The sequence below is a fragment of the Pseudomonas sp. Mn2068 genome, from assembly GCF_049319725.1.
GTDB classification, from domain to species: domain Bacteria; phylum Pseudomonadota; class Gammaproteobacteria; order Pseudomonadales; family Pseudomonadaceae; genus Aquipseudomonas; species Aquipseudomonas gingeri.
In genome coordinates this window covers 158137-183364 of record NZ_JBMOUG010000008.1, presented here as the reverse complement: position 1 = coordinate 183364, position 25228 = coordinate 158137, and the positions used below count along the sequence as shown (strand labels likewise).

Below are 25228 nucleotides of genomic sequence, written 5' to 3'. Positions count from 1 at the left end.
GAGCTCCATCTGCCCATGATTCATATCCCCAAAGCGGAATACGCCCGGCGCCGCAAGGCGTTGATGGCGCAGATGGAACCCAACAGCATCGCGATCCTGCCGGCCGCCGCCGTGGCGATCCGCAATCGCGATGTCGAGTATGTCTACCGCCAGGACAGCGATTTCCAGTACCTCAGCGGTTTCCCCGAGCCCCAGGCGGTGATCGTGCTGATCCCCGGCCGGGCCCACGGCGAATACGTGCTGTTCTGCCGCGAGCGCAATGTCGAGCGTGAACTCTGGGACGGCCTGCGCGCCGGCCAGGAGGGCGCGATCCGCGATTTCGGCGCGGACGACGCGTTCCCCATCAATGATATCGACGACATCCTGCCGGGCCTGATCGAAGGGCGCGACCGGGTCTATTCGGCGATGGGCAGCAACCCGGAGTTTGACCGCCACCTGATGGACTGGATCAATGTGATCCGCTCCAAGGCGCACCTCGGCGCGCAGCCGCCGAACGAATTCGTTGCCCTGGATCATCTGCTGCACGACATGCGCCTGTATAAATCGGCGGCGGAAGTGAAGGTGATGCGCGAGGCCGCGGCGATTTCCGCCCGCGCCCATGTGCGCGCCATGCAGGCCAGCCGTGCCGGCCTGCACGAGTTCAGCCTGGAAGCCGAGCTGGACTACGAGTTCCGCAAGGGCGGGGCGAAGATGCCGGCCTACGGCTCCATCGTCGCCGCCGGACGCAACAGCTGCATCCTGCACTACCAGCAGAATGACGCATTGCTCAAGGATGGCGACCTGGTGCTGATCGACGCCGGTTGCGAGATCGACTGCTATGCCAGCGACATCACCCGTACCTGGCCGGTCAGCGGCAAGTTCTCGCCCGAACAGAAGGCGATCTATGAGCTGGTGCTGGCTGCCCAGGAAGCGGCGTTCGCCGAGATCGCGCCGAACAAGCACTGGAACCAGGCGCACGAGGCCACGGTGCGGGTGATTACCAGCGGGCTGGTGGCGCTGGGACTGTTGCACGGCGATGTCGACGAGCTGATCGACGGCGAGGCCTACAAGGCCTTCTACATGCACCGCGCCGGCCACTGGCTGGGGATGGATGTGCATGATGTCGGCGAGTACAAGGTCGGCGGCGAATGGCGCGTGCTGGAAGTTGGCATGGCGCTGACGGTGGAGCCGGGGATCTACATTTCCCCGGACAACCAGGACGTGGCGAAGAAATGGCGCGGCATTGGCGTGCGCATCGAGGACGACGTGGTGGTGACCAAGCAAGGTTGTGAAATCCTGACCGGCGGCGTGCCCAAGACCGTTGCCGAGATCGAGGCCCTGATGGCTGCGGCCCGGACCGAAGCGGCATGAGCCGGGTCAATCTGGCGATTATCGGCGGCGGCCTGGTTGGTGCCAGCCTGGCGCTGGCGTTGCAGGCCGGGGCCAGGGCACGGGGCTGGAAGATCGTGCTGATCGAGCCCTTCGCCCCCGGCGACAGTTACCAGCCGAGCTACGACGCCCGCTCCTCGGCGCTGTCCTTCGGTGCCCGGCAGATCTACGAACGCCTTGGCCTGTGGCAAGCGATTGCGCAGCGGGCCGAGCCGATCAAGCAGATTCACGTGTCCGATCGCGGACGTTTCTCCACGGCGCGGCTGTCGGCCATCGAAGAAGGGGTTCCGGCCCTGGGCTACGTGGTCGAGAACGCCTGGCTCGGTCAATGCCTCTGGCAGGGACTGGACCGGGAGGTGGTCAGCTGGCGTTGTCCGGCCGAGGTCACCCGCCTGCAGCCGCTGGAAGACGGCTACCGCCTGACCCTCAACGATGAAACCGTGCTCGAGTGCGATCTGGCGGTGCTGGCCGATGGCGGCCGCTCCGGCCTGCGCGAGCAACTGGGCATCGGCGTGCGCAAGCGGCCGTACAACCAGAGTGCGCTGATCGCCAATATTTCGCCGAGCGAGGCCCATCACGGCATGGCCTTCGAGCGGTTTACCGATGAAGGGCCGATGGCCTTGCTGCCGTTGCCGGACAATCGCTGTGCGCTGGTCTGGACCCGGCTCGGGATGGACGCCCAGCGGCTGGCGGAACTGGATGAGCGCAGCTTCCTCAGTGAATTGCAGGGTGTATTCGGTTATCGCCTCGGCACCTTGAAGCAGGTCGGTGCGCGGCACCTGTACCCGCTGACGCTGGTGGAGGCCGAGGAGCAGGTCCGTCCGCACCTGGCGGTGCTGGGCAACGCGGCCCACAGCCTGCACCCGATTGCCGGGCAGGGCTTCAACCTGTCCCTGCGCGACGCCCAGGCGCTGGCGGATGCCCTGCTGGCCAGTGAGGCGGGGTTGGGCGACTTCGCCACCCTGCGCGGTTACCAGGAGCGCCAGCGCCTGGACCAGACGCTGACCGTCGGCTTCTCCGACCAGGTCACCCGGCTGTTCGGCACGGCACAGCCGCTGGTGGCCCTGGGGCGCAATCTCGGCCTGCTCGGCCTCGACCTGCTGCCGCCGGCCAAGCGCTGGTTCGCCCGCCAGGCCATGGGCCTGGGTACCCGTTCCGATGTCTAGAACCCCGAGCCCTGTAGGAGCCGGCTTGCCGGCGATGAACGATAACGCGTTGCAACAGATGCACCGCGCCGTCTGCCATCGCCGGCAAGCCGGCTCCTACAAGGTTTGCCTAACGTTGACTAAGGCTTAAAGCATGGAAATGCGCGCAGATGTGCTGATTGTCGGGGCCGGGATGGTCGGCAGTGCCCTGGCCCTCGCCCTGAAAGACAGCGGGCTGGAAGTACTGTTGCTCGATGGCGGTCCGATGAGCGTCAAGCCGTTCGACCCGCAGGCAGCGTTCGAACCCCGGGTGAGTGCCCTGTCGGCCGCCAGCCAGCGCATCCTCGAGCGCCTGGGCGTGTGGTCGGGCATTGCCGGCCGGCGCGCCAGTCCCTACCGCGACATGCAGGTCTGGGACGGCAGCGGCACCGGACAGATCCACTTCTCGGCGGCCAGCGTGCATGCCGATGTGCTCGGGCATATCGTCGAGAACCGGGTGGTCCAGGACGCCTTGCTCGACCGCTTGCACGATTGCGACATGGGCCTGCTGGCCAATGCGCGGCTGGAGCAGATGCGCCGCTCCGGTGATGACTGGCTGCTGACCCTGGCCGGCGGGCGCAAGCTGCGCTCGCCGCTGGTGATCGCCGCCGACGGCGCGAACTCGGCGGTGCGCCGCCTGACCGGCTGCGCGACCCGCGAGTGGGATTACCTGCACCACGCCATCGTCACCAGCGTGCGCAGCTCGAAGCCGCACCAGATGACCGCCTGGCAGCGCTTTACCGATGACGGCCCGCTGGCCTTCTTGCCGCTGGAACGCGATGGCGGCCAGGACTGGTGTTCGATTGTCTGGTCGACCACGCCGGGTGAAGCCGAGCGCCTGATGGCACTGGACGAGGCGACTTTCTGCCGCGAGCTGGAGCGGGCCTTCGAAGGTCGACTCGGCACGGTACTGTCCGTCGACCCACGCCTGTGCGTGCCGCTGCGCCAGCGCCATGCCAAGCGTTATGTCGCCGAAGGGCTGGCGCTGATCGGCGACGCGGCCCATACCATTCACCCATTGGCCGGGCAGGGCGTGAACCTGGGGTTCCTCGATGCGGCGGTACTGGCCGAGGTGCTGTTGCACGCGGTCGAGCGTGGCGAGCGGCTGGCGGATGTACAGGTGCTCAGTCGCTTCGAGCGTCGGCGCATGCCCCACAACCTTGGCCTGATGGCGGCGATGGAAGGTTTCGAGCGACTGTTCCAGGCCGATCGCCTGCCGCTGCGCTGGCTGCGCAACACCGGCCTGAAGATGGTCAACCAGATGCCGGAGGCCAAGGCCCTGTTTGTCCGCCAGGCGCTGGGCCTGAGTGGCGACCTGCCGGAGCTGGCCAGGGCCTGACAGTGCGCGGCAACATCTGGTAACGCCTCCGCGCCGACTTCGGTTGAGGTGCCAAATGTGAGTCACTATCATTTCGCGTTCATTTCGAATTCGAGAGATCGCTCCCATGTCGGCACCGAAGCGTCTACTGACGGCCCTGGCCCTAACCTTCGTGGCGGGCGCGGCCCATGCCGCCGACGAAGTGGTGGTGTACTCCTCGCGTATCGATGAGCTGATCAAGCCGGTGTTCGATGCCTACACCCAGAAGACCGGGGTGAAGGTGAAGTTCATCACCGACAAGGAAGCGCCGCTGATGCAGCGGATCAAGGCCGAGGGCGAGAACGCCACCGCCGACCTGCTGCTGACCGTCGATGCCGGCAACCTCTGGCAGGCCGAACAGATGGGCATCCTGCAGCCGTTCACCTCCAAGGTGATCGACGCCAATATCCCGCTGCAATATCGCTCGTCGGCCCACCAATGGACCGGCTTGAGCCTGCGGGCGCGGACCCTGGCCTATTCCACCGAGCGGGTGCAACCCGCCGACCTGACCACCTACGAGGCCCTGGCCGACAAGCAGTGGGAGGGTCGCCTGTGCCTGCGCACGGCGAAGAAGGTCTACAACCAGTCACTGACCGCCACCCTGATCGAAACCCATGGTGCGGCCAGGACCGAGCAGATCCTCAAGGGCTGGGTGAACAACCTGTCCACCGACGTCTTCTCCGATGACATCGCGGTGCTCGAGGCGATCAACGCCGGGCAGTGCGACGTCGGCATCGTCAATACCTACTACTACGGTCGCCTGCACAAGCAGAACCCGAACCTGGCGGTGAAACTGTTCTGGCCGAACCAGGGCGACCGAGGCGTGCATGTGAACCTGTCGGGGATCGGCCTGACCCGGCATGCACCGCACCCGGAAGCGGCCAAGGCGCTGGTGGAATGGATGACCACACCTGAAGCCCAGCGGATCTTTGCCGACGTGAACCAGGAGTTCCCGGCCAACCCGGCGGTGCCGCCGTCGGCGGAAGTGGCGAGCTGGGGCAAGTTCGTGCCCGATGCCCTGCCGGTGGAAATCGCCGGCAAGCGCCAGGCCGAGGCGATCCGCCTGATGGATCGCGTCGGCTGGAACTGACAGGGGCGCCAGACAAAGCCCGGTCGCGACACAAAACCCTGTGGGAGCCGGCTTGCCGGCGATAGTATCGATGCGTTCTCCTGCCCGACCCTGTCGTCTGGATCGCCAGCAAGCCGGCCCCCACAGGGGGCCGGCGTGTAAACACCTGTTCTGAGAGCTCCCTTGGCCCATCCCGCCCAACGCCGCTGGTATCCCCTGGTTCTCGCCGTCGCGGCCCTGGTGCTGTTGCCGCTGAGCGTGCTGTTGCTGTCCTGGCAGTCGATCGACCTGCAGATCTGGTCCCACCTCTGGGAAACCCAGATGCCCCGCCTGCTGGGCAATACCCTGACCCTGGTGGTCGGCGTCGGCGTCGGCGTCACCCTGCTTGGCGTCAGTCTCGCCTGGCTCACCAGCCTCTGCGAGTTTCCCGGCCGTCGCTGGCTCGATTGGGCGTTGATGCTGCCCTTTGCCATTCCGGCCTATGTCCTGGCGTTTGTCTTCGTCGGCCTGCTGGATTTCTCCGGCCCGGTACAAAGCCTGTTGCGGGAAGTCTTCGGCAGCGGCCTGCGCCTGCCACGGGTACGCTCCACCGGCGGGGTGATCCTGGTACTGGTGCTGGTTTTCTACCCTTATGTCTACCTGCTGGCGCGCAACGCGTTCCTGGCCCAGGGCAAGGGCTTGATGGAAGCCGCCCGGGTCCTCGGCCAATCTCCCTGGCAGGCATTCTGGCGCGTGGCCCTGCCCATGGCGCGTCCGGCCATCGGTGCCGGCGTGGCCTTGGCGCTGATGGAAACCCTGGCGGATTTCGGCGCGGTCTCGGTGTTCAACTTCGATACCTTCACCACCGCGATCTACAAGACCTGGTATGGCTTCTTCAGCCTCTCCAGCGCGGCCCAGCTCGCCAGCCTGCTGCTGCTCGCGGTGATGCTGGTGCTCTACGGCGAGCGGCGGGCCCGCGGCGCCAGCCGTGCCGGCAACGAGCGGCCGCGGGGCAAGGCGCTGTATCACTTGCGTGGCCTGAAGGCATGGGTTGCCAGCGGCTGGTGCCTGCTGGTGTTCGCCTGCGCCTTTGTCATTCCGTTGCTGCAACTGGTGGTGTGGTTCTGGCAGCGCGGCCGCTTCGACCTCGATGAGCGTTACACCGGACTGATCCTGCACACCCTGTACCTGGGGGGCATGGCCGCGCTGATCACCGTCGCCGTGGCGCTGGTGCTGGCGTTCGCGCGGCGCCTGGCGCCGACCCGGGCCATCCGCGCCGGAGTCAGCCTGGCCAACCTCGGCTATGCGCTGCCCGGCTCGGTGCTGGCGGTATCGATCATGCTCGCGTTCAGTTACCTGGACCGGGAACTGGTGATCCCGTTGTCCGGCTGGCTCGGCGGTGCTGGCAAGCCGTTGCTGCTGGGCAGCCTGTCGGCCCTGCTGCTGGCGTACCTGGTGCGTTTTATCGCGGTGGCCTATGGGCCGCTGGAAAACAGCCTGGCGCGGATTCGTCCGTCGTTGCCGGAAGCGGCCCGCAGTCTGGGTGTCGGTGGGCCGCGACTGTTTTTCAAAGTGTATCTGCCGTTGCTGCTGCCCGGCACCTTGAGCGCCGCCTTGCTGGTGTTCGTCGACGTGCTCAAGGAAATGCCTGCGACCCTGCTGATGCGCCCGTTCGGCTGGGATACGCTGGCGGTGCGGATCTTCGAGATGACCAGTGAGGGCGAGTGGGCGCGGGCGTCGCTGCCGGCGCTGACACTGGTGCTGGTCGGCCTGTTGCCGGTGATCGGCCTGATCCGTCGCTCGGCTCGGCAAATCGGTTAGGTGCCAGGTCGGTCCCTTGCGGCTACAATGCGCGGCATTCGGTGCGGTCCGTCTGACAGACCGGGTGCTGGAACATGGCTCAAGGCCCCATCCATAAAGGGCTCAAGCCAATCCGACGCCTGTCCGCACCTTCGCCACGCCCGGAAGGAGAAACCCATGGGACAGCGTACGCCTCTGTATGACCTGCACCTCGCCCTTGGCGCGAAGATGGTCGATTTTGGCGGTTGGGATATGCCTCTGCATTACGGCTCGCAAGTCGAGGAGCACCATCAGGTGCGACGCGATTGCGGGGTCTTCGATGTTTCGCACATGACCGTGATCGATATCGCCGGCAGCCAGGCCAAGGCCTGGCTGCGGTACCTGCTGGCCAATGATGTCGAGCGTCTCGACAGCCCCGGCCGCGCCTTGTACAGCGCCATGCTCGACGAGCAGGGCGGGGTGATCGATGACATGATCGTCTACCGCATCGACGACGGTTATCGCCTGGTGGTCAACGCGGCCACCCGCGACCAGGACCTGGCGTGGATGAACGCCCGGATCGGCCAGTTCGACGTGCAACTGCTGGAGCGCCCCGAACTGGCGATGCTGGCGATCCAGGGGCCGCAGGCCCGGCACAAGATCAGCGAGCTGGTGACCCAGTCCCGTGGCCAGTTGATCCAGCAGCTCAAACCCTTCGAAGGCCGCAGCGACGGCGACTGGTTTATCGCCCGCACCGGCTATACCGGCGAGGACGGCCTGGAGATCGTGCTACCGGCCGAGCAGGCGCCCGGTTTCTTCAACGACCTGGTCGGCGCCGGCATTTCCCCGATCGGCCTCGGTGCCCGCGATACCCTGCGGCTCGAAGCCGGAATGAACCTGTACGGCCAGGATATCCACCTGGATGTCTCGCCCCTGGCCGCCAACATGGCCTGGACCATTGCCTGGGAGCCGGCGTCCCGCGACTTCATCGGCCGGGCCGCCCTCGAAGCGGAAAAGGCCCGCGGACCGGAGCTCAAGCTGGTCGGCCTGGTGCTGGAGGAACGGGGGGTTCTGCGTGCCCACCAGGTGGTTCGTATCGCTGACATTGGCGAAGGGGAGATCACCAGTGGTAGTTTCTCTCCTACGCTAAGCAAGTCGATTGCGCTGGCGCGCGTTCCCTCGGCGACGGCTGATCGCGCCGAAGTGGAAATTCGCGGCAAATGGTACCCGGTTCGCGTGGTAAGGCCGACGTTCGTGCGTCATGGCAAAACCCTGGTCTGATCTTATCTGGCGAGCCCGCGTGGCGGGTCCGCCGACACTTCTTCTCGAGGACATTGAATATGAGCGATATCCCTGCCGAACTGCGTTTTGCCGAAAGCCATGAATGGGCCCGCCTGGAAGCCGACGGTACGGTCACCGTGGGCATCAGCGACCACGCTCAGGAGGCCTTGGGCGATGTGGTGTTCGTTGAGCTGACGGAAGTCGGCAATGTGTTCGCTGCCGGTGATCAGGCGGGTGTGGTGGAGTCGGTGAAAGCCGCCTCCGATATCTACTCGCCGGTTGCCGGCGAGGTGATCGCGGTCAACGATGCACTGTCCGGCGAGCCGGAGCTGTTGAACAGCGACCCTTATGGGGCGTGGATCTTCAAGCTCAAGCCGAACGACGAGGCGGACCTGGGCAAGCTGCTGGATGCGGCGGGCTACAAGGCAGCCATCGGCGAGTAATAGGTACACTGAATTGTGGGAGCCGGCTTGCCGGCGATGAGGTCCTCAAGCCTTGTACTGTCCTCAGGGACGCCATCGCCGGCAAGCCGGCTCCTACAGTTTTTCATGCGGTATCAGCGTTTCAATGCTGTCTTGACCGCCGCCACGGCGCGCTCGACATCGGCCCTGGTGATCACGTTGAACATCGGCAACGAGACGATCAGGCGCCCGACGCGTTCGGCGACCGGGAACATGCCTTCCTTGAAACCGCGTTCGCGGTACAGGCTCAGCAGGTGGATCGCCGGGTAGTGGTAGCCGATACCGATGCCCTGCTGCTTCATGTCCTCCATGAAGGTCGCCCGCGCCGGCTGTCCATCGGTACGCTCCGGCAGGACCAGCTGGAACATGTGCCAGTTACTGTGGGTGAAATCCTGTACCGGTAGCTGCGCGCCGTACTGCTCCTCGAAATCGCTGCCGAACAGTTCGAAGTAGTAGCGGGCCATCTCCCGGCGATGGGCGGTGATGGTGTCGATATGGGCGAACTGGCCCAGGCCGATGGCCGCGGCGACGTCGGTCATGTTGAACTTGCCGCCGAGCACATCCACGTCCAGCCCGTCATGGCCGGTGCGGGTCACGCCCTGCAGGCGATATTTTTCCGCCAGGCGCGCTTCCTCGGCGTTGTTCAATACCAGGCAACCGCCTTCGGACGAAGTGATGTTCTTGTTCGCCTGGAAGCTGAACGACACGAAGTCACCGAGGGCGCCGATCTTCTGCCCGTGCCACTCCGAACCCAGGGCCTGGGCGGCGTCTTCGACGATGCGCAGGTTGTGTTTCTTGGCGATGGCGTAGAGACGGTCCATATCCACCGGCAGGCCGGACAGGTACACCGGGATGATCGCCCGGGTACGTGGAGTGATCGCGGCCTCGACCTGATCCAGGTCGATATTGCGGGTCACCGGGTCGATATCGGCGAACACCGGGGTGGCGCCGACTTCTATGATCACGTTGGCGGTGGCGACCCAGGAGATCGGCGTGGTGATGACTTCGTCACCCGGGCCGATGCCGGCGATGCGCAAGGCGATCTCCATGGTGCAGGTGCCGGAGTTGAAGGTGCGCACGGGACGGCCGCCGAAGTATTCCGACAACTGGGCTTCAAAGGCCGCCACCTTGGGACCGCTGGTGATCCAGCCGGACCGCAGGACTTCGGCGACCGACGAGATGGTCGCTTCGTCGATGGTGGGTTTGGAGAAGGGCAGGAAAGGAAGTTGGCTCATGGGGTCGTGACGTCCGATGTGAAGGCCGGGAAATGATCCGCAGGCGATAAAGGATAGACAGCTCGTGGCCTGTACGGCTAGTTCGTTAGCTCAAATTCGGATGCCAGAAGTTCCTGACCAAGGCGCTGTGACGAGTCATAGCCCGCTATGGCGAGGAACAGCAACGCAGGACAGGGGCTTATGGCGCCGAAGTTGACTAACAGAACTGGCCACACAGGCCACTAGGCCGCGATGCTGTCGATGATACTGATTTGATGTGAAATTTCGGTTCTTTTTGCTGTCCTGATGCTGAACGGACGCTTCGCGGCGCCCCGGGAGGCGGGCTGCTATGCTGCTTGCACAGTGGCCGAAACGACGTGTCCACCCGTCGTCGTCTCGGTGATTCCCGTGTTGCCTCGACGCTGCGCGCCGCCAAGAGAGAGCCCGTCATGTCCCTATCGCCGTCCTTGAGCCAGTTGCGAGATCCCCAGGCTTTTCTGCGTCGTCACCTGGGCCCGGATGCCGCCGAACAGCAGGCGATGCTCGATGTCCTCGGGCTCGGGAGCCGGGTCGAACTGATCGAGCAGACGGTACCGCCTGGCATCCGCCTGAATCGCGAACTGGACTTGCCCGCGGCGCTGGACGAGCAGGCGGCCCTGGACAAGTTGCGCGGTTATGCCCAGCAGAACCAGCTCTGGACCAGCCTGATCGGCATGGGGTACCACGGCACCCTGACACCGACGGTCATCCTGCGCAATGTCCTGGAGAACCCCGGCTGGTATACCGCCTATACCCCCTATCAACCGGAAATCGCCCAGGGCCGGCTGGAAGCCCTGCTCAATTTCCAGCAACTGACCATCGACCTGACCGGCCTGGAACTGGCCAATGCCTCGCTGCTCGACGAAGCCACCGCGGCGGCGGAAGCCATGGCCCTGGCCAAGCGGGTGGCGAAGGCGAAAAGCAACCTGTTCTTCGTCGATGAGCAGTGCCATCCACAGACGATTTCCGTGGTGCGCACCCGGGCCGAGGGCTTCGGTTTCGAGCTGGTGGTCGGGCCTGTGGATAACTTGAGCCAGCACCAGGTATTCGGTGCCTTGCTGCAGTACCCCGATACCCATGGCGAGATCCGTGACCTGCGGCCGCTGATCGAGCAATTGCATGCCCGGCAGGCGTTGGCCTGCGTCGCGGCCGACCTGTTGAGCCTGTTGCTGCTGACGCCGCCCGGCGAGCTGGGGGCGGACGTGGTGTTCGGTTCGTCCCAGCGTTTCGGCGTGCCCATGGGCTACGGTGGGCCGCACGCGGCGTATTTCGCCACCCGCGATGAGTACAAGCGGGCGATTCCCGGGCGGATCATCGGCGTGTCCCGGGATGCCCGGGGCAACATGGCCCTGCGCATGGCCTTGCAGACCCGCGAGCAACATATCCGCCGGGAAAAGGCCAACTCGAATATCTGCACGGCCCAGGTGCTGCTGGCCAATATCGCCAGCTTCTACGCGGTCTACCACGGACCCGAAGGGCTCAGGCGCATCGCCCAGCGGGTCCACCGGCTGACCTGCATCCTCGCCAGCGGCCTTGAGCGCAAGGGCATCGCGCGCCTCAACCGGCACTTTTTCGACACCCTCACCCTGGAGGTCGGTGGCAGTCAGACGGCCATCCTCGAAAGTGCCCGGGCGGCGCAGATCAACCTGCGGATTCTCGGGCGTGGTCAGCTGGGCCTGAGCCTGGACGAGACCTGCGATGAGACCACGGTGTTGCGCCTGCTGGATATCTTCCTCGGTGCCGATCACGGCCTGGACGTCGCCGAACTGGACGCGCAAGCCCTGGACAGCGGTATTCCGGACGACCTGCAACGCCGTTCCGCGTACCTGACCCATCCGGTGTTCAATGCCCATCACAGCGAAACCGAGATGCTGCGCTACCTCAAGCAACTGGAGAACAAGGACCTGGCCCTCAACCAGTCGATGATCCCGCTGGGCTCCTGCACCATGAAGCTCAATGCCAGCAGCGAGATGATTCCCATCACCTGGCCGGGCTTTGCCAACCTGCACCCGTTCGCCCCGCGCGAACAGGTCCAGGGCTACGCGGCGATGATCGAGGAGCTGGAACGCTGGCTTTGCGCGATTACCGGTTTCGACGCCATCTGCATGCAGCCCAACTCCGGTGCCCAGGGCGAGTACGCCGGGCTGCTGGCGATCCGCAAGTATCACGAAAGCCGTCAGCAGGGCGCGCGCAATATCTGCCTGATCCCGTCATCGGCCCATGGCACCAACCCGGCCTCGGCGCAGATGGCCGGCATGCAGGTGGTGATCGTCGAGTGCGACGAGGCCGGCAATGTCGAGCTCGAAGACCTCAAGGCCAAGGCTCTGGCCGCCGGCGATCACCTGTCCTGCCTGATGGCGACCTACCCGTCGACACATGGTGTGTACGAGGAAGGCATCGGCGAGATCTGTGAAGTCATCCACCGCCACGGCGGCCAGGTGTACATGGACGGGGCCAATCTCAACGCCCAGGTCGGCCTGGCCCGGCCGGCGGATATCGGTGCCGATGTCTCCCACATGAACCTGCACAAGACTTTCTGCATCCCCCATGGCGGCGGCGGGCCGGGCATGGGGCCGATCGGCGTGCGGGCGCACCTGGCGCCTTTCGTCGCCAACCACCCGGTGGTGCCCAACGACGGGCCGTTGCCGCAGAACGGCGCGGTCAGCGCGGCGCCCTGGGGCAGCGCGAGCATCCTGCCCATCAGCTGGATGTATATCGCGATGATGGGGCCGCAACTGGCCGATGCCAGCGAGGTGGCGATCCTCGCCGCGAACTACCTGGCACAGCAGCTCGGTGGTGCGTTCCCGGTGCTCTACAGCGGACGCAATGGCCGCGTCGCCCATGAGTGCATTCTCGACCTGCGCCCACTCAAGGCCCAGACCGGGATCAGTGAGGAGGACGTCGCCAAGCGCCTGATGGACTACGGTTTCCATGCCCCGACCATGTCATTCCCGGTGCCGGGCACCTTGATGGTCGAGCCCACCGAAAGCGAGTCGAAGGCGGAACTGGACCGTTTTGTCGAGGCCATGCTGCGCATCCGCGCGGAGATTGCCGAGGTGCAGAACGGCAACTGGTCCGCCGAGGACAACCCGCTCAAGCGCTCGCCCCACACCCTGGCGGATATCACCGGGGTCTGGGAGCGCCCCTACAGCATCGAACAGGCGGTGACCCCGACGGCTCACACCCGGGCGCACAAATACTGGCCGACGGTGAACCGGGTGGACAACGTCTACGGTGACCGCAACCTGTTCTGCGCCTGCGTGCCGGTGGACGATTATCGCTGAGCACCGGGGCGCTGCCGCAGGGCCGCCGCCCGCGCCGGCAGGCTGCTATCGACCAGGCGCTTGCCCAAGGGATACAGGTGCAGCAGTTCTTCCTCGACGATGCGGTTGCTCATGCCCAGTTCCAGCTCCGGGCAATCGAGGTCGAGCCAGTCGCCGTGTTGCAGCTGCGCGGGGTTGTCCCGCCGCTCCAGGCCATGAAACACGTAGTGCAGCATGCCGGGCTGGAGGAACTGCTCATGCTGTTCGAGGAACGCCTGGGTATAGCGGCGCAGCGCCTGCCATTCCTTCAGTTCGATGACGTATTCACGAGAGGAAATCTGCGCGTCCAGGCGTTCGATACGGGCGTTGATGGACAGCCGGCACTGCATCTCCCCGAGAATCATGGCCGGGGCAATCGCGCATTCGCGCAGGCTGGCCTGCAGAGCATCCGGTGAGTCGAGGTTGCCGAGCAGCGGGTCCTGCACTTCGTTGCCGAGGGTGAAACCGACGAAACGCAACTTGCCAAAAGGATCGACCATATAGATGCAGACGATCCCCGGTTCGCTGGCGATGCTCAGGGCGTGATAGGGGATGTTCAGCGCTTCGCCATCGGTCTTGAGCAGGCTGCCGTTGCCTTTGTAGAACCACGCCTGGTTGCGCTTCGGGGTCGCCAGGCTGACCGCGCTGACCTGGGCCAGCAGGTTGTTGGCGGGCTTGAGCGGTGGCCGCAGACTGATTTCCCGGGTGCTGGTGCTGGCCGGCAGGGACTTGAGGTGGTCGGCCCAGCCCAGGTGCCAGCGGCTGCAGTACTGCAGCGTCTCATACAACCCGCCCTGCTCGGGAAACAGCCGGGCGTTGCGGCCGGTCTGGAAATCGAACAGGCCGATGCCACGGTGCTCCTGCTGGCACAGGTCGAGCAACATCAAATAGTGTCCCATGATTCTCTACTCCTTCAGGGTCAGGCTTGCCGGCAACGCTTCCATGGGCTGCAGGACGGAGGCGGGGGTGCGTCGTGCCTGGCTGTCGCGCAGGCACAGTGACAACAGCAGGCCGGCGATGCTTCCGGCCAGGGCGACGTACAGAATGGATGGCAGGCCGAAATGAGTGGCGGCATAACCGGCGACGGCGGGGGATACGCCACCCCCGAGGATCTCGCCGAAGCCCACGACGATGCCGGTGGCCGTGGGCAGTAGCGCCGCCGGCACCGACTCGCTGGTCAGCGGGCCGACGGTCATGCAGATCAAGCTGAAATTGAAGAACGACAGCAGGAACAGCAACAGGAACAGCAGACCGGTGATCGCCGGGCAGATGATCAGCAGGCCCACCAGTGTCGCGCTGGTCATGAATGAAACCATGACCACCGGCCGGCGTCCCAACCGGTCCGACAGCGCCGGAATGATCAACTGGCCGATGAAACCGCCGATGCCGATGGCGGAAATCACCACGGCCATGGACAGGGTTTCCAGGTGCAGGTAGTCCGTGAGGTAGCTGGGCAGCATCGCGCACAGGACGAACTGGCAGGTGAGGATGCAGAACATGATCAGGATGTTCAGGCTGACATTGCCGCTCCTGAAGGCCGCCAGCCAGTTCCGGGCATTGCCACGGGCTTGCCGTTGCTGCCCGGACAGCGGAGCCGGTCGATAGACCTTCCACAGGTAGGCGGCCAGCAGCAGGCCGGGCAGGGAAATGATCGCGAACACCGTGCGCCAGGAGCCGAACAGTTCCAGCAGGCTGGCTGCCAGCAGCGGTCCCAGGCACAGGCCGAGAATCGGAAACAGCGCCTGCTGGAAACCCAGGTTCTGCCCGCGTCGGTCGGGATGCGAGACCTCGTCGGTGACGATGATGCTGGTCGGCGTGAACGCGCCCTCGCAAAGTCCCATCAGGGCGCGAAGGAGCACCAGGCCGAACAGGCCGCTGGCCAGGGCCGAGAGCCCCGCCAGCAGGGACAGCACGGCGATCGACAGGACCAGGGCGTTCTTGCGCCCCAGGCGATCGATCACGTAGCCCGCGCCGAGGGCCGAAAAACCCCAGGTGAAGGCCAGCGCGGCCGAGAGAAAACCGAGGTCCTGATAATCCAGGTGCAGGTCGTGCATGATCACCGGGAACAGCGGCAGGATGATAAAGCGATCAAGCCCGACCAGCCCGAAACTCAGGGACAGCAGCAGTACCATGCGTCGTTCGTAACGCCGCCTGGGCAGCGTCGTGTGATTGTCTGTGTTCATCGCTCATCTTCCGTGTGAAACCATGAACCAGGCGCAATGAAGCGCTGCGCCGTCTTGCGCGATGCCCGAGGGCGCGCGGCAAGCCCTGGCGTCGATTGACGGTCAGGGCTTGCGTAGCGGTTCCCCGTTGCCCGAGCAGATATCCGGCCTGTCAGGCCGCCCATTCACCCACGGACATTTCGGCGGTGAAGCCCGGACCGAAAGCCGCCAGCATGCCGACGTCGCCCGGATTCAGACCGGCCTCGAACTGTCGCTTGAGCACGTCGAACACCACCACGCTGGCGATATTGCCGGCTTCGGAAAGGCTGGTGCGCGACTGCGAGACACGGTTGGAGGCGAGGTCCAGTTGCAGGACCAGTTCGTCGAGGATCTTGCGGCCGCCGGTATGGAAGATGAAGAAGTCATTCTGCGCGCAGTTCTGTTCGAACGTGTCGTAGTTGAGTTTCTCCATGATCGGCGCGACATCCTTGATGGAGTTCATCACGGCTTTATCCAGGGTGAAGTGGAAGCCGGTGTCCTTTACATCGTATTTGATGTAGTGCTCGCTTTTCGGCAGGAAGAACGAGTTGGTCGAGTGGATCTTGAAACCCGCTGCCTGATCATCCGCGCGCAATACACAGGCGGAAACGGCGTCGCCAAACAGCGCGGCGGAAATAAAGGCATGCAACTTGGTATCGTTGGGCTGGTAACACAGCGAAGAGAACTCAAGGGAAACGATCAATACATGATTGCGCGCGTCCAGCTTGGCGAAGTCATTGGCCCGGTTGATGGCGGCGGCCCCGGCGACACAGCCGAGCTGGGCGATCGGCAACTGCACGGTGGAGGTCGGCAGGTCGAGGTCGTTGATCAGGTGCGCGGTCAGCGACGGCATCATGAAGCCGGTGCAGGAGGTGACTACCACCATGCGGATGTCGTTGACCGTCAGGCCCGCGTTTTCAATGGCCTGGCGGGCCGCGGCGGAGGACATCTGGCGGGCTTCGCGCTCATAGACGATGCTGCGGTGGGTGAAGCCGGTATGCACCGCCAGTTCGTCGATCGGCAGGATCAGGTGGCGTTCGTTGACCTCGGTGTTCTGGATCATGCGCTTGGCCACCGCCATGCGCGGATGGTCGGCGTGCAGGCTTTCCAGGTGGTCGATCATCTGTTGCTGGGTAATCTTGTTTTTCGGGAACAGTACGTGTGGGAGACAAAGAGTAGACATGATGAATCCTCGGCTATATATAGGCCAATAATGAGTATGGGGAGTCATTCCCCGCTTTTAAGACGAAGGCAGTCCGTAGCCCCTGAAGCAACAGGGTCTTAAAGGCTTCTGCAATATATGTAGAGGCCGTTGTTATAAAGCTGACGCACAGTTCTTGTTTTTGATATCGGGAGGGCAGGGCGTCAATAACTGACGCCCTGCAAGTTGCATGTTACTTATATATCCAGGACAAACTTGTAGGCGTATTGCCAGGCCAGGTTGCTTTCCCGGACGTGCTTGCGCACGACCATGCGTACCGGCGCGCCGGCCTTGAGTTGTTCCGGGTGGGTGACGTCGACGATTTCCGAGGCGATGACCAGGCCATCGTCCAGGCGCACCATCGCCATGCAGCGCGGTACGGTTTCGCCGTAGCCCATGGCGGCGAGGATCGGGTTCTCGGCATGGGCCATGACTTCGATCTTGCCGCTGCGGGCACAGCGGTAGGGCTTGACGCTCAGCGAGTTGCAGGCACCGCAGACCGTCCGGCGTGGGAAGAAGATTTCATTGCACTCTTCACACTGGCTGCCTTCCAGGCGGTATTTGCCGCCATGTTCGCGCCATTCGCGAAGCATGCTGGCGGTGGTCATCCGGTGGATCTGTTCGGGGTACATGGACATGGTCCGGCTCCTTAGTCGTTGGAAAGAACGATCACTGAGTTGTGGGCGGCGTAACCCCCCAGGTTCTGCGACACGCCGATGCGTGCGCCCTTGACCTGGTTGTCGGATTCGCCGCGCAACTGGCGGAACAGTTCGGTGATGTGCAGGATGCCGTCGCAGCCGGAGGCATGGCCGCGGCCGATATTGCCGCCGTCGGTGTTCAGCGGTAGCTGGCCGTCGATGGCGATACCGCCTTCGAGGACAAAGTCGCCGGCCTGGCCCTTGCCGCAGATGCCCATGGATTCCATCTGGATCAGGCCGGCGCCGAGCAGGTCGTAGACCTGCGCCACGTCGATATCCTTGGCGGTGATCCCGGCTTTCTTGTAGGCGATTTCCGCGCAGGCGATCGAGTTGGCCGAGACCGCCATGCCGACATCCTTGGGCAGGCCCGGGTGATGCAGGGTGGGATTGTGGAAGCGGGTACCGAAGTAGTGGGACACCCCGGTGTAGGCACAGCCACGGACGAACACCGGTTTGTCGGTGTACTTGTGGGCCAGGTGTTCGGCGACCAGGATGGCGCAGCCGCTGGCTTCGCCCCAGGCCAGCATCGAGCCGAAGGCTTCGCTGTTCTTCAGGGCCTCGAGGGACGGAATCGGCAGTCCGTAGCGGGTGGCATTCGGGGTGTTCTGCGCATAGATGCGCATCTGCCGGCCGAAGGTCGCCAGTACATCGGCCTCGCGCCCGGCGTAGCCGAACTTCTGGAAGTACTCCGCCGTCGCCAGGGCGAAGGCGTCGGTGTGGGAGATGCCGAGGAAGTAGTCGTACTCGCACTCGGTACTGGAGCCGATGTACTCGGCGTAGTTGAAGTGGTCGGTCATCTTCTCGAAGCCGCCGACCAGGACGATGTCGTATTCCCCGGAGGCGATCATCTGATGGCCCATCTGGAACGACACCGAACTGCTGGTGCAGTTGGCCGTGCTCATGAAGGTCGGTGCCGGGCTGATGCCCAGGGCGTCGGAGATCGTCGGCCCGAGGCCGCCGTATTCCGAAATGCCTTCACCGTGATAACCGTAGGCCACACCCTGGATTTCCCGCGGGTGCATCCTGGCGTCCTTGATGGCTTTGTAGGCCGACTCGACGATCATTTCCTTGAACGTCTGCCGGACCCGCGAACTTCCCGGTTTCGGCGTGTAAGCGGCCGAAACGATTGCAACACGACGTGCGCACATGTTCATGCTCCTTGCGTAGACAGGCGAAATCAGAGGTAGGCGGTCAGGGCGTAATCGGCCCGCAAATACTTGAACTCGTATTTGATGGAAGTGCCGTAATCGACGTACAGCTTGTTTTCGAGCAGGTCGCGCAGCGGTTTGTTGTGTTTCTGGTAGGCCTCGATGGCCGGTGTGACGGTCAGGGCGATGGCGTCGCTGCCGGCCCCGAAACCGTAGGACACCAGCAGGATCTTCTGCCCCGGGCGTGCCTGGTCGAGCACGTTGATCAGGCCGAGCAGCGGGCTGGCGGCGCCGGCGTCGCCCACGCTGCCGGCGTAGATACCGGGTTCGACCTGCTTGGGCTCGAAGCCCAGGTGCCTGGCCAGGGAGTAGGGCGTGGACACCAGGTTCTGCTGGAACACCACGTAGTCGTAGTCCTTCGGTTCGGTGCGCAGCTTGGCCATCAGGCCTTCGGCCGCCCGGCGGGTCTGGTCTTCCAGGCCGATGCTGTTCTTGTCCGAGCCCAGGCCCATCCCGGAGCGGATGTAGCGGTCGCCTTGCGGGCGAATGTTGTCGGCGACGTCGGCCGCGCAGGAAAAGCTGCCGTCGAATTCGGCGATGACATTCTGCGTGCCCACCAGCAGCGCCGCCGCACCGGCACCGGCGTAGGATTCCGTGAGGTCGCCGGGGGCGGTGTTGCGGTTGATGGTGTCGGCGCCGATGGCGATGGCGCTGCCGGTCATGCCGGACGCTACCAGCGCCTGGCAGATCTGCAGGGCCGAAGTGCCTGACTTGCCGGCGAACTGTACGTCGGCGCAGTAGGCGTCGTAGCCGGCGCCGAGCATTTCGAGAATGACCGAGGCCGAGGCGCGGGAGTCATAGGGGTTGGTGCAAGTGCCCAGGTAGAGGGCTTCGACGCTGCTGCCGGGGACCTTGTCGAGTGCCCGCTGGGCCGCCAGGACCCCGAGGGTGATGACATCTTCGTCCGGTTGCAGCACCGCTCTTTCGGTCACACCCAGCTGGTTTTGCACCAGGTGCAGATCGGTGTTCTTCCAGACGTTGATGACGTCTTCGACTTTCAAGCGACAAACGGGAACGCCGGTGCCGTAGCTCACTATCCCTACTTTTTTCACGTTCATTTTCCTCTTGATTCCATTCTTTGTCAGAAAACCCTGGTGGCGTCTTGCCAGACACCGTGAAACATACGGAAAACAGTTTGTAGAGCCCTGAGTCTTGGGAACGCCGTTTTATCCAGTGATTTCAACTACTTGGCGTTTTCGACCGATGGGTCTGAAAACGTGCCAAATATTGCCTTTTTACCTCTCAAGCTGCTATGATACGAAACGTATCGTTTGATTCATAAAACAAATGACTTGATTTCATAGGTGGAAAAAACAGCTGCCGACTGATGGGGGATGCCCTGAGCAGAAGGCTTTGTTTCCTGCACGCTAATGAGAAAATCGGAAAACAGATTGATCTAAGTCAGTCGTTCATAGTTTCATCGAAATGAAACGAAACGGACCGTTTCATTTAATTTCGAGGGAATCCTATACCTTGCGTTGCTTTTGTCAAGCACCCTGCCTGGAGATTTCACCGTGGCTCGTACACCCTCTCGCAGCTCCATCGGTTCCCTACGAAGCCCCCACACCCATAAGGCCATCCTCAGTTCGACGATCGAGATTCTCAAGGAATGCGGTTATTCGGGACTCAGTATCGAGTCGGTTGCCCGACGGGCGGGTGCCAGTAAGCCGACGATCTACCGTTGGTGGAACAACAAGGCGGCGTTGATCGCCGAGGTTTACGAGAATGAAAGCGAGCAGGTGAGGAAGTTTCCTGATCTCGGCTCTTTCAAGGCAGATCTCGACTTTTTGCTGCACAATCTCTGGAAGGTATGGCGTGAGACGATTTGTGGCGAGGCTTTTCGCTGTGTCATCGCGGAGGCCCAGCTGGATCCGGTCACCCTGGTCCAGCTCAAGGACCAGTTCATGGAGCGGCGGCGGGAGATGCCGAAGAAGCTGGTGGAAAATGCCATCAGTAATGGTGAACTGCCAAAGGACACCAATCGCGAATTGCTGCTCGATATGATCTTCGGTTTTTGCTGGTATCGCCTGCTGACCGAGCAACTGACAGCGGAACAGGATATCGGGGAATTTACGACGCTTCTGATAAACGGTGTGTGTCCGGCGGGGCAACGCTGAGGCCTGGAGGTCATTCCGCCCGCCGGGCGGAATGCCTTGCCCGGTGATTCAGCCGGCGCTGAATTCCCGGTACAGATCCGGCAGGAAACTGGCCAGGTGGTTGAATTCGCACAGGTCGTGGACGGCGAACTCGTAGGCCAGGGTCTCCAGTTCCGCCTCACCCAGGCCGTTGGCCTGCAGCAGCGCCGCGGCGCGTTCGGCACCGGGGAAACGCGCCATCGACGGATGGCTGCCGACCCAGTAGCGGCTGGTCAGGTAGAGGCCATCCGGGGTCTGCTTGAACAGGTGGACCATCAGCGACACCGGCACATCCGGTTGTTCGGCGAGGCTCATCAGCGCGCTGACGCTGCCGTCGATCTTCGCATCCCGGTACAGCTCGGTGCGCAGGCCCAGTTTCTCCGGTTCCTGGAAGTGGATATGCAGGTGCATCAGGCGATCACCGACATATTCCGAGGCGCAGAAGGTATTGCCGTACAAGCGTTCTTCGAAACTCAGGGAATCGTCCTTGAGCCGTTCGTGATTGACGCAGGGATTGCTGACATGGGCATAGGGAAACCACAGGGTATAGCGCTCGGCCTCGAGCGGATGCCACATGAACCACCACTTGAACATCTCTGCGGTGCAGCCGGGAAAGAACTTGCGGCTCTGGACGTAGGCCATGGGCCCGGGCAGCAGGGCATAACCCGACTCGGCGCTGATGAAATCCGCTTCCAGCAGACGATTGATATCCTCGATGCCCGGCGTCAGCGTCTGTTCCGGAGCCAGTGGTCCTTGCTGGATCCCGCGCACGGCAGACAGCGGAACCTGCATGTGCCCGCTGAAATACCTGGCGTAGGGCTTGTCCTTGATCGCCTCGCGGTTGCGCAGGAACAGCTTCTGCATCGGCAGGGAGAAGTAGGTGAACGGGGTCATGACGCGCGCATCCATTGCGGTAATTTCCTTTGGCTAAACGGCTGTGGACCTGACAGCATCTGTCGGCAGCGTCCACGCCTGTCGAGGGGAGTGGTTGATTTGAAACTAAGCCGTGTATAAATAAAAGTCAAATTTGAATTTGATCTAGTGAGGAATCCCATGCCCGTGTCCGGTCCCAACCAGACCGCCTCTCAACGTGCCCAGCGCCAGGATGGCCAGGCGACCCGCCAGCAGATCCTGGAAACGGCGGGTCAGTTGTTCGCGCAGCTGGGATACGCCAATACCACCAGCAAGCAGGTCTGTGAAAACTCCAGGTCGAATGCCGCCTCGGTCAACTATCACTTCGAGAACAAGGACGGCCTGTACCGGGCCGTCCTGCTGGAGGCCCATGATCGCCTGCTGCGCATCGATACCCTGCTCAGCCTGAGCCAGAGCCCGGCACCTGCCGAGGACAAGTTGCGGTTGATCATCACGGTGCTGGTGGAGCGCCTGCAGGATCATCGCGAGGCCTGGGCCCTCAAGGTCCTCAGTCGGGAACTGCTGTCGCCCTCGAGCCTGTTGCCCTCGGTGCTGGAACAGCAGGCGTATCCCAAGGCGAAGATCTTCCGTGGCATCCTCGGGCAGATCATGAACCTGCCGGACGACCACCCGACCACGTTGCGCTGTGCGCTGGGGGTATTCGCCCCTTGCCTGTTCCTGCTGCTGGCCCATGAGACCCTGAGCCAGAACGTGTTGCCGGGCCTGGATATCGAGCCCCAGGCGCTGATCGAGCACATGATGACTTACGCCCTGGCGGGGCTGAAGGCGGTAGCGGCGCAATAACGGAGTGGCAGAAACGAAAAACGCCGACAGGCTGTCGGCGTTTTCATCATTCAGTTCGACGAGCTGTCGATCATTCGTCTGCCAGTGCGTTCTTCGCCAGGATCGCGTTGGCCAGTTCCATGTCGCTTGCTTTCAGGTCCGGATTATCGGCACGCACTTTCTGCATGGCGGCTTCCAGATAAGGGCCGCGGATATTGCCGTCGCTGGCAACAAAGCTGCCGGCATCGTCCTGGGCGGCGACGATCAGCTTGTGGTCCTTGAAGGTCAGGTAGGTCGAGCCGGTGGTGGCTCCGGACGAAATGACGTTGCGCCAGAAACCGTCGGCCATGGCCGAGCCAACGGGGATGGACAGCAATGCCAGGGTGGCGACAGCATATTTGAGACGCATGGTGGTGACTCCGCATGGGGGTATATGAACCGTTGGATTGCGGTTATCGATGCGGAGTTCCATTGTCTTCATTCAACGGTTTCGACCTGCAGGATCGTGCCGTTCTGGCCGACCACCCGGACCCGTGCACCGACCTCGGCGTCGGGGCCGGTGACCATCCATACGCCATCGCCGACCTTGACCTTGCCGCGACCGTTGCTGATCGCCGCGTGTACCACGAAGGTCTTGCCGATCAGCTCATGGCCGCGTTCGTTGAGGCCCGGCTGGTCGCTGACGCTGGCGGCGCTGCGCTGGCGTTTCCACCAGTACACCGCCGTCAGCACCGAGAGCAGGCCGAACAACAGGAATTGCACGGTCCACGGCAGGCCGGGAATCACGAAGGTCAACACGCCGACCGCTGCCGCGGCAATGCCGACCCACAGCAGGTAGCCGCCGGCGCCGAACACTTCGAGTATCAGCAGGATCGTGCCGAGGGCCAGCCAGTCCCAGAAGGACAGGTGTTGCAGGAATTCCCACATGGCGGTGCCTCAGGCCTTCTTGCCGTCGAAAGTGGCCTTGACGATTTCGCCGATGCCGCCGACCGCGCCGATGACCTGGCTGGCTTCGAGCGGCATCAGGATCACCTTGCTGTTGTTGGCCGAGGCCAGCTTGCCGAGGGCATCGATGTATTTCTGCGCGACGAAGTAGTTGACCGCCTGCACGTTGCCGTTGGCGATCGCCTCGGACACCACCTGGGTCGCCCGGGCCTCGGCCTCGGCTTCCCGTTCGCGGGCCTCGGATTCGAGGAAGGCGGCCTGGCGATTACCTTCGGCTTCGAGGATCTGCGCCTGCTTCTTGCCTTCGGCGGTCAGGATCGCCGAAGCCCGCAGGCCTTCGGCCTCGAGGATCTGCGCGCGCTTGACCCGTTCGGCCTTCATCTGCCCGGACATTGCCGCCATCAGGTCGGCGGGCGGGCTGATGTCCTTGATTTCGATCCGGGTGATCTTGATGCCCCACGGTGCGGTGGCTTCATCGACGGTGCGCAGCAGTTTCTCGTTGATGGTGTCGCGCTGGCCGAGCATGGCATCGAGTTCCATGGAGCCGAGCACGGTGCGGATGTTGGTCTGCAGCAGGTTACGGATGGCGTGTTCGAGGTTGTTCACCTCGTAGGCCGCCTGGGCCGTATTGACCACCTGGAAGAAACACACCGCGTCGATCTGCACGGTGGCGTTGTCGGACGTGATGACTTCCTGGGGCGGGATATCCAGCACGCTTTCCATCACGTTGATCTTGCGCCCGATACGGTCCATGACCGGGACGATGATGTTCAGGCCGGGCTTGAGGGTGGTGGTGTAGCGGCCGAAGCGTTCCACCGTCCACTGATACCCCTGGGGTACGACCTTGAAGCCCATGAAGACGATGGCAATGGCCAGGCCGACGAAAAGCAGAAGCACGCTACCGATTTGCATGACGGTTCCCTGTGTTCAAGTGTTTATCGAGGTGGCGATAGTGGAATGATTGTAGCGAGCCTGGTTGAAGATAAGTGTTTCATTTGTATTCAAGTGTAGAGGTCGGGCCATGCTAATTTGGCGGTCCTTTCACTGTCGCATCCTGTGAGCGCCTGGTTTCGATGATCTTCGGTCCCGATCCCTCCGTCATTTTCCTGGTTTTCCTGCTGATCGCGCTGGCGGCGCTCAGTGCCGCCGGGTTGCTGTGGGTGCTGGTGGCCTCGCTGTTCGCGCCGACGCGCGATCACCTGCGGCGCAACCCCCGGCGTTACGCAGTGCTGATACTGGTCGCCCTGGTGTTTGCCGGACTGGGCGGGCTGATGTGGCGGGATTTCCAGCGGATCGACGAGGAAGCCGAATCGCAACGGCAGGCACTGAACCCTCGCCTGCAAGCTGATCTGCAGTTGGGCGAACTGCATTTTCCGGCGGGCAGCCAGGCGCATATCGGTACCTTGGAGGCGCTGGACTGGCAGGGGCAGCCCCAGGCGCACGGCCTGCAAAGCCTGACGTCAATCGAATTGCCCGGTGCCCTCGATGTCCTCGGGTTGCCGGTGGTGGCGCTGGATTTTTCCTGGGGCTCCGACAACGCCCGTGTACGTCTCGAGCATGACCGGATGGTGCAGGGCTGGTCCTGTGCCGCAAGTGCCTGGGTGGTCTTCGGGCATGCAGCCGACGACAGGTTCCGGCCAAGTCGCTGGCATTTCAAAGAGTGTGGCCTGGTCCCCGGGATGGGTGTGGCCGGGGTGGACTGGCCGGTGGGCACGGTGGTCTCTGGCGACAGGTCGGGTTGGATGCTGCGGGCCGAGGACGCCGACAACCTGAGCATCGACCTCGACGGCCTGCAACTGGCGGCGCTGCGCATGATGCTCGATGCGCAGCGCCAGCCGCTGGCCTGGCAGGGCCAACTGGCCCAGTCCGCCACGCTGGGGGACTGGCGCTACGTGGCGGGCACGCGGGTAAGGGGCGATGCCGGCGGCGCCTGGTTGTTCAGCCCTTCCAGGGCGCAGGATGCCGTCAATCTGCGCACGGGAGAAAAGGTCAGCCTGGGCCGTTCGATCCTCCAGCGTCGTGGCAATGAGGACTCGGTGAGCATCAAGGCCAATGCCGAGGTCGGGGTGATCGACTGGTTGGAGATCACCCCGTAATGAACGCCTGCCGGAC

At 63.4% G+C, this 25228-nt stretch carries 22 protein-coding genes; 11 read left to right on the top strand and 11 right to left on the bottom strand.

Features of this window, described 5'->3' with window-relative positions:
* The first annotated feature begins 15 nt into the window (after positions 1-15).
* The 7 genes from pepP to gcvH all read left to right on the top strand — a co-directional run bounded on the left by pepP (position 16) and on the right by gcvH (position 8460).
* Entirely contained in the window at positions 16-1350 is a 1335-nt protein-coding gene (pepP, locus tag ACL9RJ_RS19725; protein ID WP_177064550.1) for a Xaa-Pro aminopeptidase, read from the top strand.
* Positions 1347-2534 carry a 2-octaprenyl-6-methoxyphenyl hydroxylase gene (ubiH, locus tag ACL9RJ_RS19720; RefSeq protein WP_422765573.1) on the top strand — a complete coding sequence of 396 codons (1188 nt, stop codon included), beginning with the start codon at positions 1347-1349 and terminating at the stop codon, positions 2532-2534. Before pepP ends, ubiH begins: the two co-directional genes overlap by 4 nt.
* Positions 2535-2673: 139 nt before the next feature.
* Positions 2674-3891, top strand: a complete 1218-nt coding sequence (locus ACL9RJ_RS19715) for a 2-octaprenyl-3-methyl-6-methoxy-1,4-benzoquinol hydroxylase (protein ID WP_422765608.1) — start codon at positions 2674-2676, stop codon at positions 3889-3891.
* Positions 3892-3997: 106 nt separating this feature from the next.
* Positions 3998-4999, top strand: coding sequence for an extracellular solute-binding protein (locus tag ACL9RJ_RS19710; RefSeq protein WP_017125432.1), 1002 nt, complete (start codon positions 3998-4000; stop codon positions 4997-4999).
* 162 nt (positions 5000-5161) lie between these two features.
* Entirely contained in the window at positions 5162-6778 is a 1617-nt protein-coding gene (locus ACL9RJ_RS19705; RefSeq protein ID WP_017125431.1) for an ABC transporter permease, read from the top strand.
* A gap of 156 nt (positions 6779-6934) precedes the next feature.
* Complete coding sequence (gene gcvT / locus ACL9RJ_RS19700) at positions 6935-8017, top strand: glycine cleavage system aminomethyltransferase GcvT (RefSeq protein WP_017125430.1); 1083 nt, start codon at positions 6935-6937, stop codon at positions 8015-8017.
* 59 nt (positions 8018-8076) lie between these two features.
* Complete coding sequence (gene gcvH / locus ACL9RJ_RS19695; RefSeq protein ID WP_017125429.1) at positions 8077-8460, top strand: glycine cleavage system protein GcvH; 384 nt, start codon at positions 8077-8079, stop codon at positions 8458-8460.
* A 113-nt stretch (positions 8461-8573) separates the two neighbouring features.
* Here gcvH and ACL9RJ_RS19690 read toward each other — a convergent pair whose 3' ends face one another.
* A complete protein-coding gene (locus ACL9RJ_RS19690) occupies positions 8574-9713 on the bottom strand; it encodes a DegT/DnrJ/EryC1/StrS family aminotransferase (RefSeq protein ID WP_177118633.1) in 1140 nt (379 codons plus the stop codon).
* Between the two features lie 428 nt (positions 9714-10141).
* Between ACL9RJ_RS19690 and gcvP the strand changes: the two genes are divergently transcribed.
* On the top strand, positions 10142-13015 hold the full coding sequence (gene gcvP, locus ACL9RJ_RS19685) for an aminomethyl-transferring glycine dehydrogenase (RefSeq protein ID WP_422765572.1): 2874 nt from the start codon (positions 10142-10144) through the stop codon (positions 13013-13015).
* Here the strand turns inward: gcvP and ACL9RJ_RS19680 are convergent.
* The 6 genes from ACL9RJ_RS19680 to ACL9RJ_RS19655 all read right to left on the bottom strand — a co-directional run bounded on the left by ACL9RJ_RS19680 (position 13006) and on the right by ACL9RJ_RS19655 (position 19399).
* Positions 13006-13932 (bottom strand): fumarylacetoacetate hydrolase, encoded by a 927-nt coding sequence (locus tag ACL9RJ_RS19680; protein WP_177118634.1) that lies wholly within the window; start codon positions 13930-13932, stop codon positions 13006-13008. The two genes, gcvP and ACL9RJ_RS19680, sit on opposite strands and share 10 nt — an antisense overlap.
* A gap of 6 nt (positions 13933-13938) precedes the next feature.
* Positions 13939-15216, bottom strand: a complete 1278-nt coding sequence (locus ACL9RJ_RS19675; protein ID WP_177118635.1) for an MFS transporter — start codon at positions 15214-15216, stop codon at positions 13939-13941.
* Positions 15217-15367: 151 nt separating this feature from the next.
* The gene (locus ACL9RJ_RS19670; RefSeq protein ID WP_042935089.1) at positions 15368-16417 is read right to left on the bottom strand and encodes a type III polyketide synthase; all 1050 of its coding nucleotides are present in this window, start codon (positions 16415-16417) and stop codon (positions 15368-15370) included.
* Between the two features lie 215 nt (positions 16418-16632).
* Positions 16633-17073, bottom strand: a complete 441-nt coding sequence (locus ACL9RJ_RS19665; RefSeq protein WP_017125423.1) for a Zn-ribbon domain-containing OB-fold protein — start codon at positions 17071-17073, stop codon at positions 16633-16635.
* A gap of 11 nt (positions 17074-17084) precedes the next feature.
* Positions 17085-18281 (bottom strand): thiolase family protein, encoded by a 1197-nt coding sequence (locus tag ACL9RJ_RS19660; RefSeq protein WP_042935088.1) that lies wholly within the window; start codon positions 18279-18281, stop codon positions 17085-17087.
* A gap of 29 nt (positions 18282-18310) precedes the next feature.
* The gene (locus ACL9RJ_RS19655) at positions 18311-19399 is read right to left on the bottom strand and encodes a hydroxymethylglutaryl-CoA synthase (RefSeq protein WP_042935087.1); all 1089 of its coding nucleotides are present in this window, start codon (positions 19397-19399) and stop codon (positions 18311-18313) included.
* A 456-nt stretch (positions 19400-19855) separates the two neighbouring features.
* Here ACL9RJ_RS19655 and ACL9RJ_RS19650 point away from each other — a divergent pair, with 456 nt between their 5' ends.
* On the top strand, positions 19856-20458 hold the full coding sequence (locus ACL9RJ_RS19650; RefSeq protein WP_103033105.1) for a TetR/AcrR family transcriptional regulator: 603 nt from the start codon (positions 19856-19858) through the stop codon (positions 20456-20458).
* A gap of 48 nt (positions 20459-20506) precedes the next feature.
* Here ACL9RJ_RS19650 and phlG read toward each other — a convergent pair whose 3' ends face one another.
* Positions 20507-21385, bottom strand: a complete 879-nt coding sequence (gene phlG, locus ACL9RJ_RS19645) for a 2,4-diacetylphloroglucinol hydrolase (RefSeq protein ID WP_017125419.1) — start codon at positions 21383-21385, stop codon at positions 20507-20509.
* A gap of 144 nt (positions 21386-21529) precedes the next feature.
* Here phlG and ACL9RJ_RS19640 point away from each other — a divergent pair, with 144 nt between their 5' ends.
* On the top strand, positions 21530-22192 hold the full coding sequence (locus tag ACL9RJ_RS19640) for a TetR/AcrR family transcriptional regulator (RefSeq protein WP_017125418.1): 663 nt from the start codon (positions 21530-21532) through the stop codon (positions 22190-22192).
* A 70-nt stretch (positions 22193-22262) separates the two neighbouring features.
* Here the strand turns inward: ACL9RJ_RS19640 and ACL9RJ_RS19635 are convergent, their stop codons facing one another.
* From ACL9RJ_RS19635 to ACL9RJ_RS19625, 3 genes are all read right to left on the bottom strand, one after another.
* A complete protein-coding gene (locus ACL9RJ_RS19635) occupies positions 22263-22580 on the bottom strand; it encodes a DUF2388 domain-containing protein (RefSeq protein WP_017125417.1) in 318 nt (105 codons plus the stop codon).
* Positions 22581-22648: 68 nt separating this feature from the next.
* The gene (locus ACL9RJ_RS19630) at positions 22649-23098 is read right to left on the bottom strand and encodes an NfeD family protein (RefSeq protein WP_017125416.1); all 450 of its coding nucleotides are present in this window, start codon (positions 23096-23098) and stop codon (positions 22649-22651) included.
* A gap of 9 nt (positions 23099-23107) precedes the next feature.
* The gene (locus tag ACL9RJ_RS19625; protein WP_017125415.1) at positions 23108-24028 is read right to left on the bottom strand and encodes an SPFH domain-containing protein; all 921 of its coding nucleotides are present in this window, start codon (positions 24026-24028) and stop codon (positions 23108-23110) included.
* Between the two features lie 161 nt (positions 24029-24189).
* On the opposite strand from ACL9RJ_RS19625, the gene ACL9RJ_RS19620 reads away from it, so the two are divergent.
* The gene (locus ACL9RJ_RS19620) at positions 24190-25212 is read left to right on the top strand and encodes a hypothetical protein (RefSeq protein ID WP_017125414.1); all 1023 of its coding nucleotides are present in this window, start codon (positions 24190-24192) and stop codon (positions 25210-25212) included.
* The last annotated feature ends 16 nt before the right edge of the window (positions 25213-25228 follow it).

Bases quoted from the DNA above. Each gene is read 5' to 3' on its own strand.
- pepP (WP_177064550.1), top strand. From the start codon at position 16: ATGATTCATATCCCCAAAGCGGAATACGCCCGGCGCCGCAAGGCGTTG.
- ubiH (WP_422765573.1), top strand. From the start codon at position 1,347: ATGAGCCGGGTCAATCTGGCGATTATCGGCGGCGGCCTGGTTGGTGCC.
- ACL9RJ_RS19715 (WP_422765608.1), top strand. From the start codon at position 2,674: ATGCGCGCAGATGTGCTGATTGTCGGGGCCGGGATGGTCGGCAGTGCC.
- ACL9RJ_RS19710 (WP_017125432.1), top strand. From the start codon at position 3,998: ATGTCGGCACCGAAGCGTCTACTGACGGCCCTGGCCCTAACCTTCGTG.
- gcvT (WP_017125430.1), top strand. From the start codon at position 6,935: ATGGGACAGCGTACGCCTCTGTATGACCTGCACCTCGCCCTTGGCGCG.
- gcvH (WP_017125429.1), top strand. From the start codon at position 8,077: ATGAGCGATATCCCTGCCGAACTGCGTTTTGCCGAAAGCCATGAATGG.
- ACL9RJ_RS19690 (WP_177118633.1), bottom strand. From the start codon at position 9,713: ATGAGCCAACTTCCTTTCCTGCCCTTCTCCAAACCCACCATCGACGAA.
- gcvP (WP_422765572.1), top strand. From the start codon at position 10,142: ATGTCCCTATCGCCGTCCTTGAGCCAGTTGCGAGATCCCCAGGCTTTT.
- ACL9RJ_RS19680 (WP_177118634.1), bottom strand. From the start codon at position 13,932: ATGGGACACTATTTGATGTTGCTCGACCTGTGCCAGCAGGAGCACCGT.
- ACL9RJ_RS19675 (WP_177118635.1), bottom strand. From the start codon at position 15,216: ATGAACACAGACAATCACACGACGCTGCCCAGGCGGCGTTACGAACGA.
- ACL9RJ_RS19670 (WP_042935089.1), bottom strand. From the start codon at position 16,417: ATGTCTACTCTTTGTCTCCCACACGTACTGTTCCCGAAAAACAAGATT.
- ACL9RJ_RS19665 (WP_017125423.1), bottom strand. From the start codon at position 17,073: ATGTCCATGTACCCCGAACAGATCCACCGGATGACCACCGCCAGCATG.
- ACL9RJ_RS19660 (WP_042935088.1), bottom strand. From the start codon at position 18,281: ATGTGCGCACGTCGTGTTGCAATCGTTTCGGCCGCTTACACGCCGAAA.
- ACL9RJ_RS19655 (WP_042935087.1), bottom strand. From the start codon at position 19,399: ATGAACGTGAAAAAAGTAGGGATAGTGAGCTACGGCACCGGCGTTCCC.
- phlG (WP_017125419.1), bottom strand. From the start codon at position 21,385: ATGGATGCGCGCGTCATGACCCCGTTCACCTACTTCTCCCTGCCGATG.
- ACL9RJ_RS19640 (WP_017125418.1), top strand. From the start codon at position 21,530: ATGCCCGTGTCCGGTCCCAACCAGACCGCCTCTCAACGTGCCCAGCGC.
- ACL9RJ_RS19635 (WP_017125417.1), bottom strand. From the start codon at position 22,580: ATGCGTCTCAAATATGCTGTCGCCACCCTGGCATTGCTGTCCATCCCC.
- ACL9RJ_RS19630 (WP_017125416.1), bottom strand. From the start codon at position 23,098: ATGTGGGAATTCCTGCAACACCTGTCCTTCTGGGACTGGCTGGCCCTC.
- ACL9RJ_RS19625 (WP_017125415.1), bottom strand. From the start codon at position 24,028: ATGCAAATCGGTAGCGTGCTTCTGCTTTTCGTCGGCCTGGCCATTGCC.
- ACL9RJ_RS19620 (WP_017125414.1), top strand. From the start codon at position 24,190: ATGATCTTCGGTCCCGATCCCTCCGTCATTTTCCTGGTTTTCCTGCTG.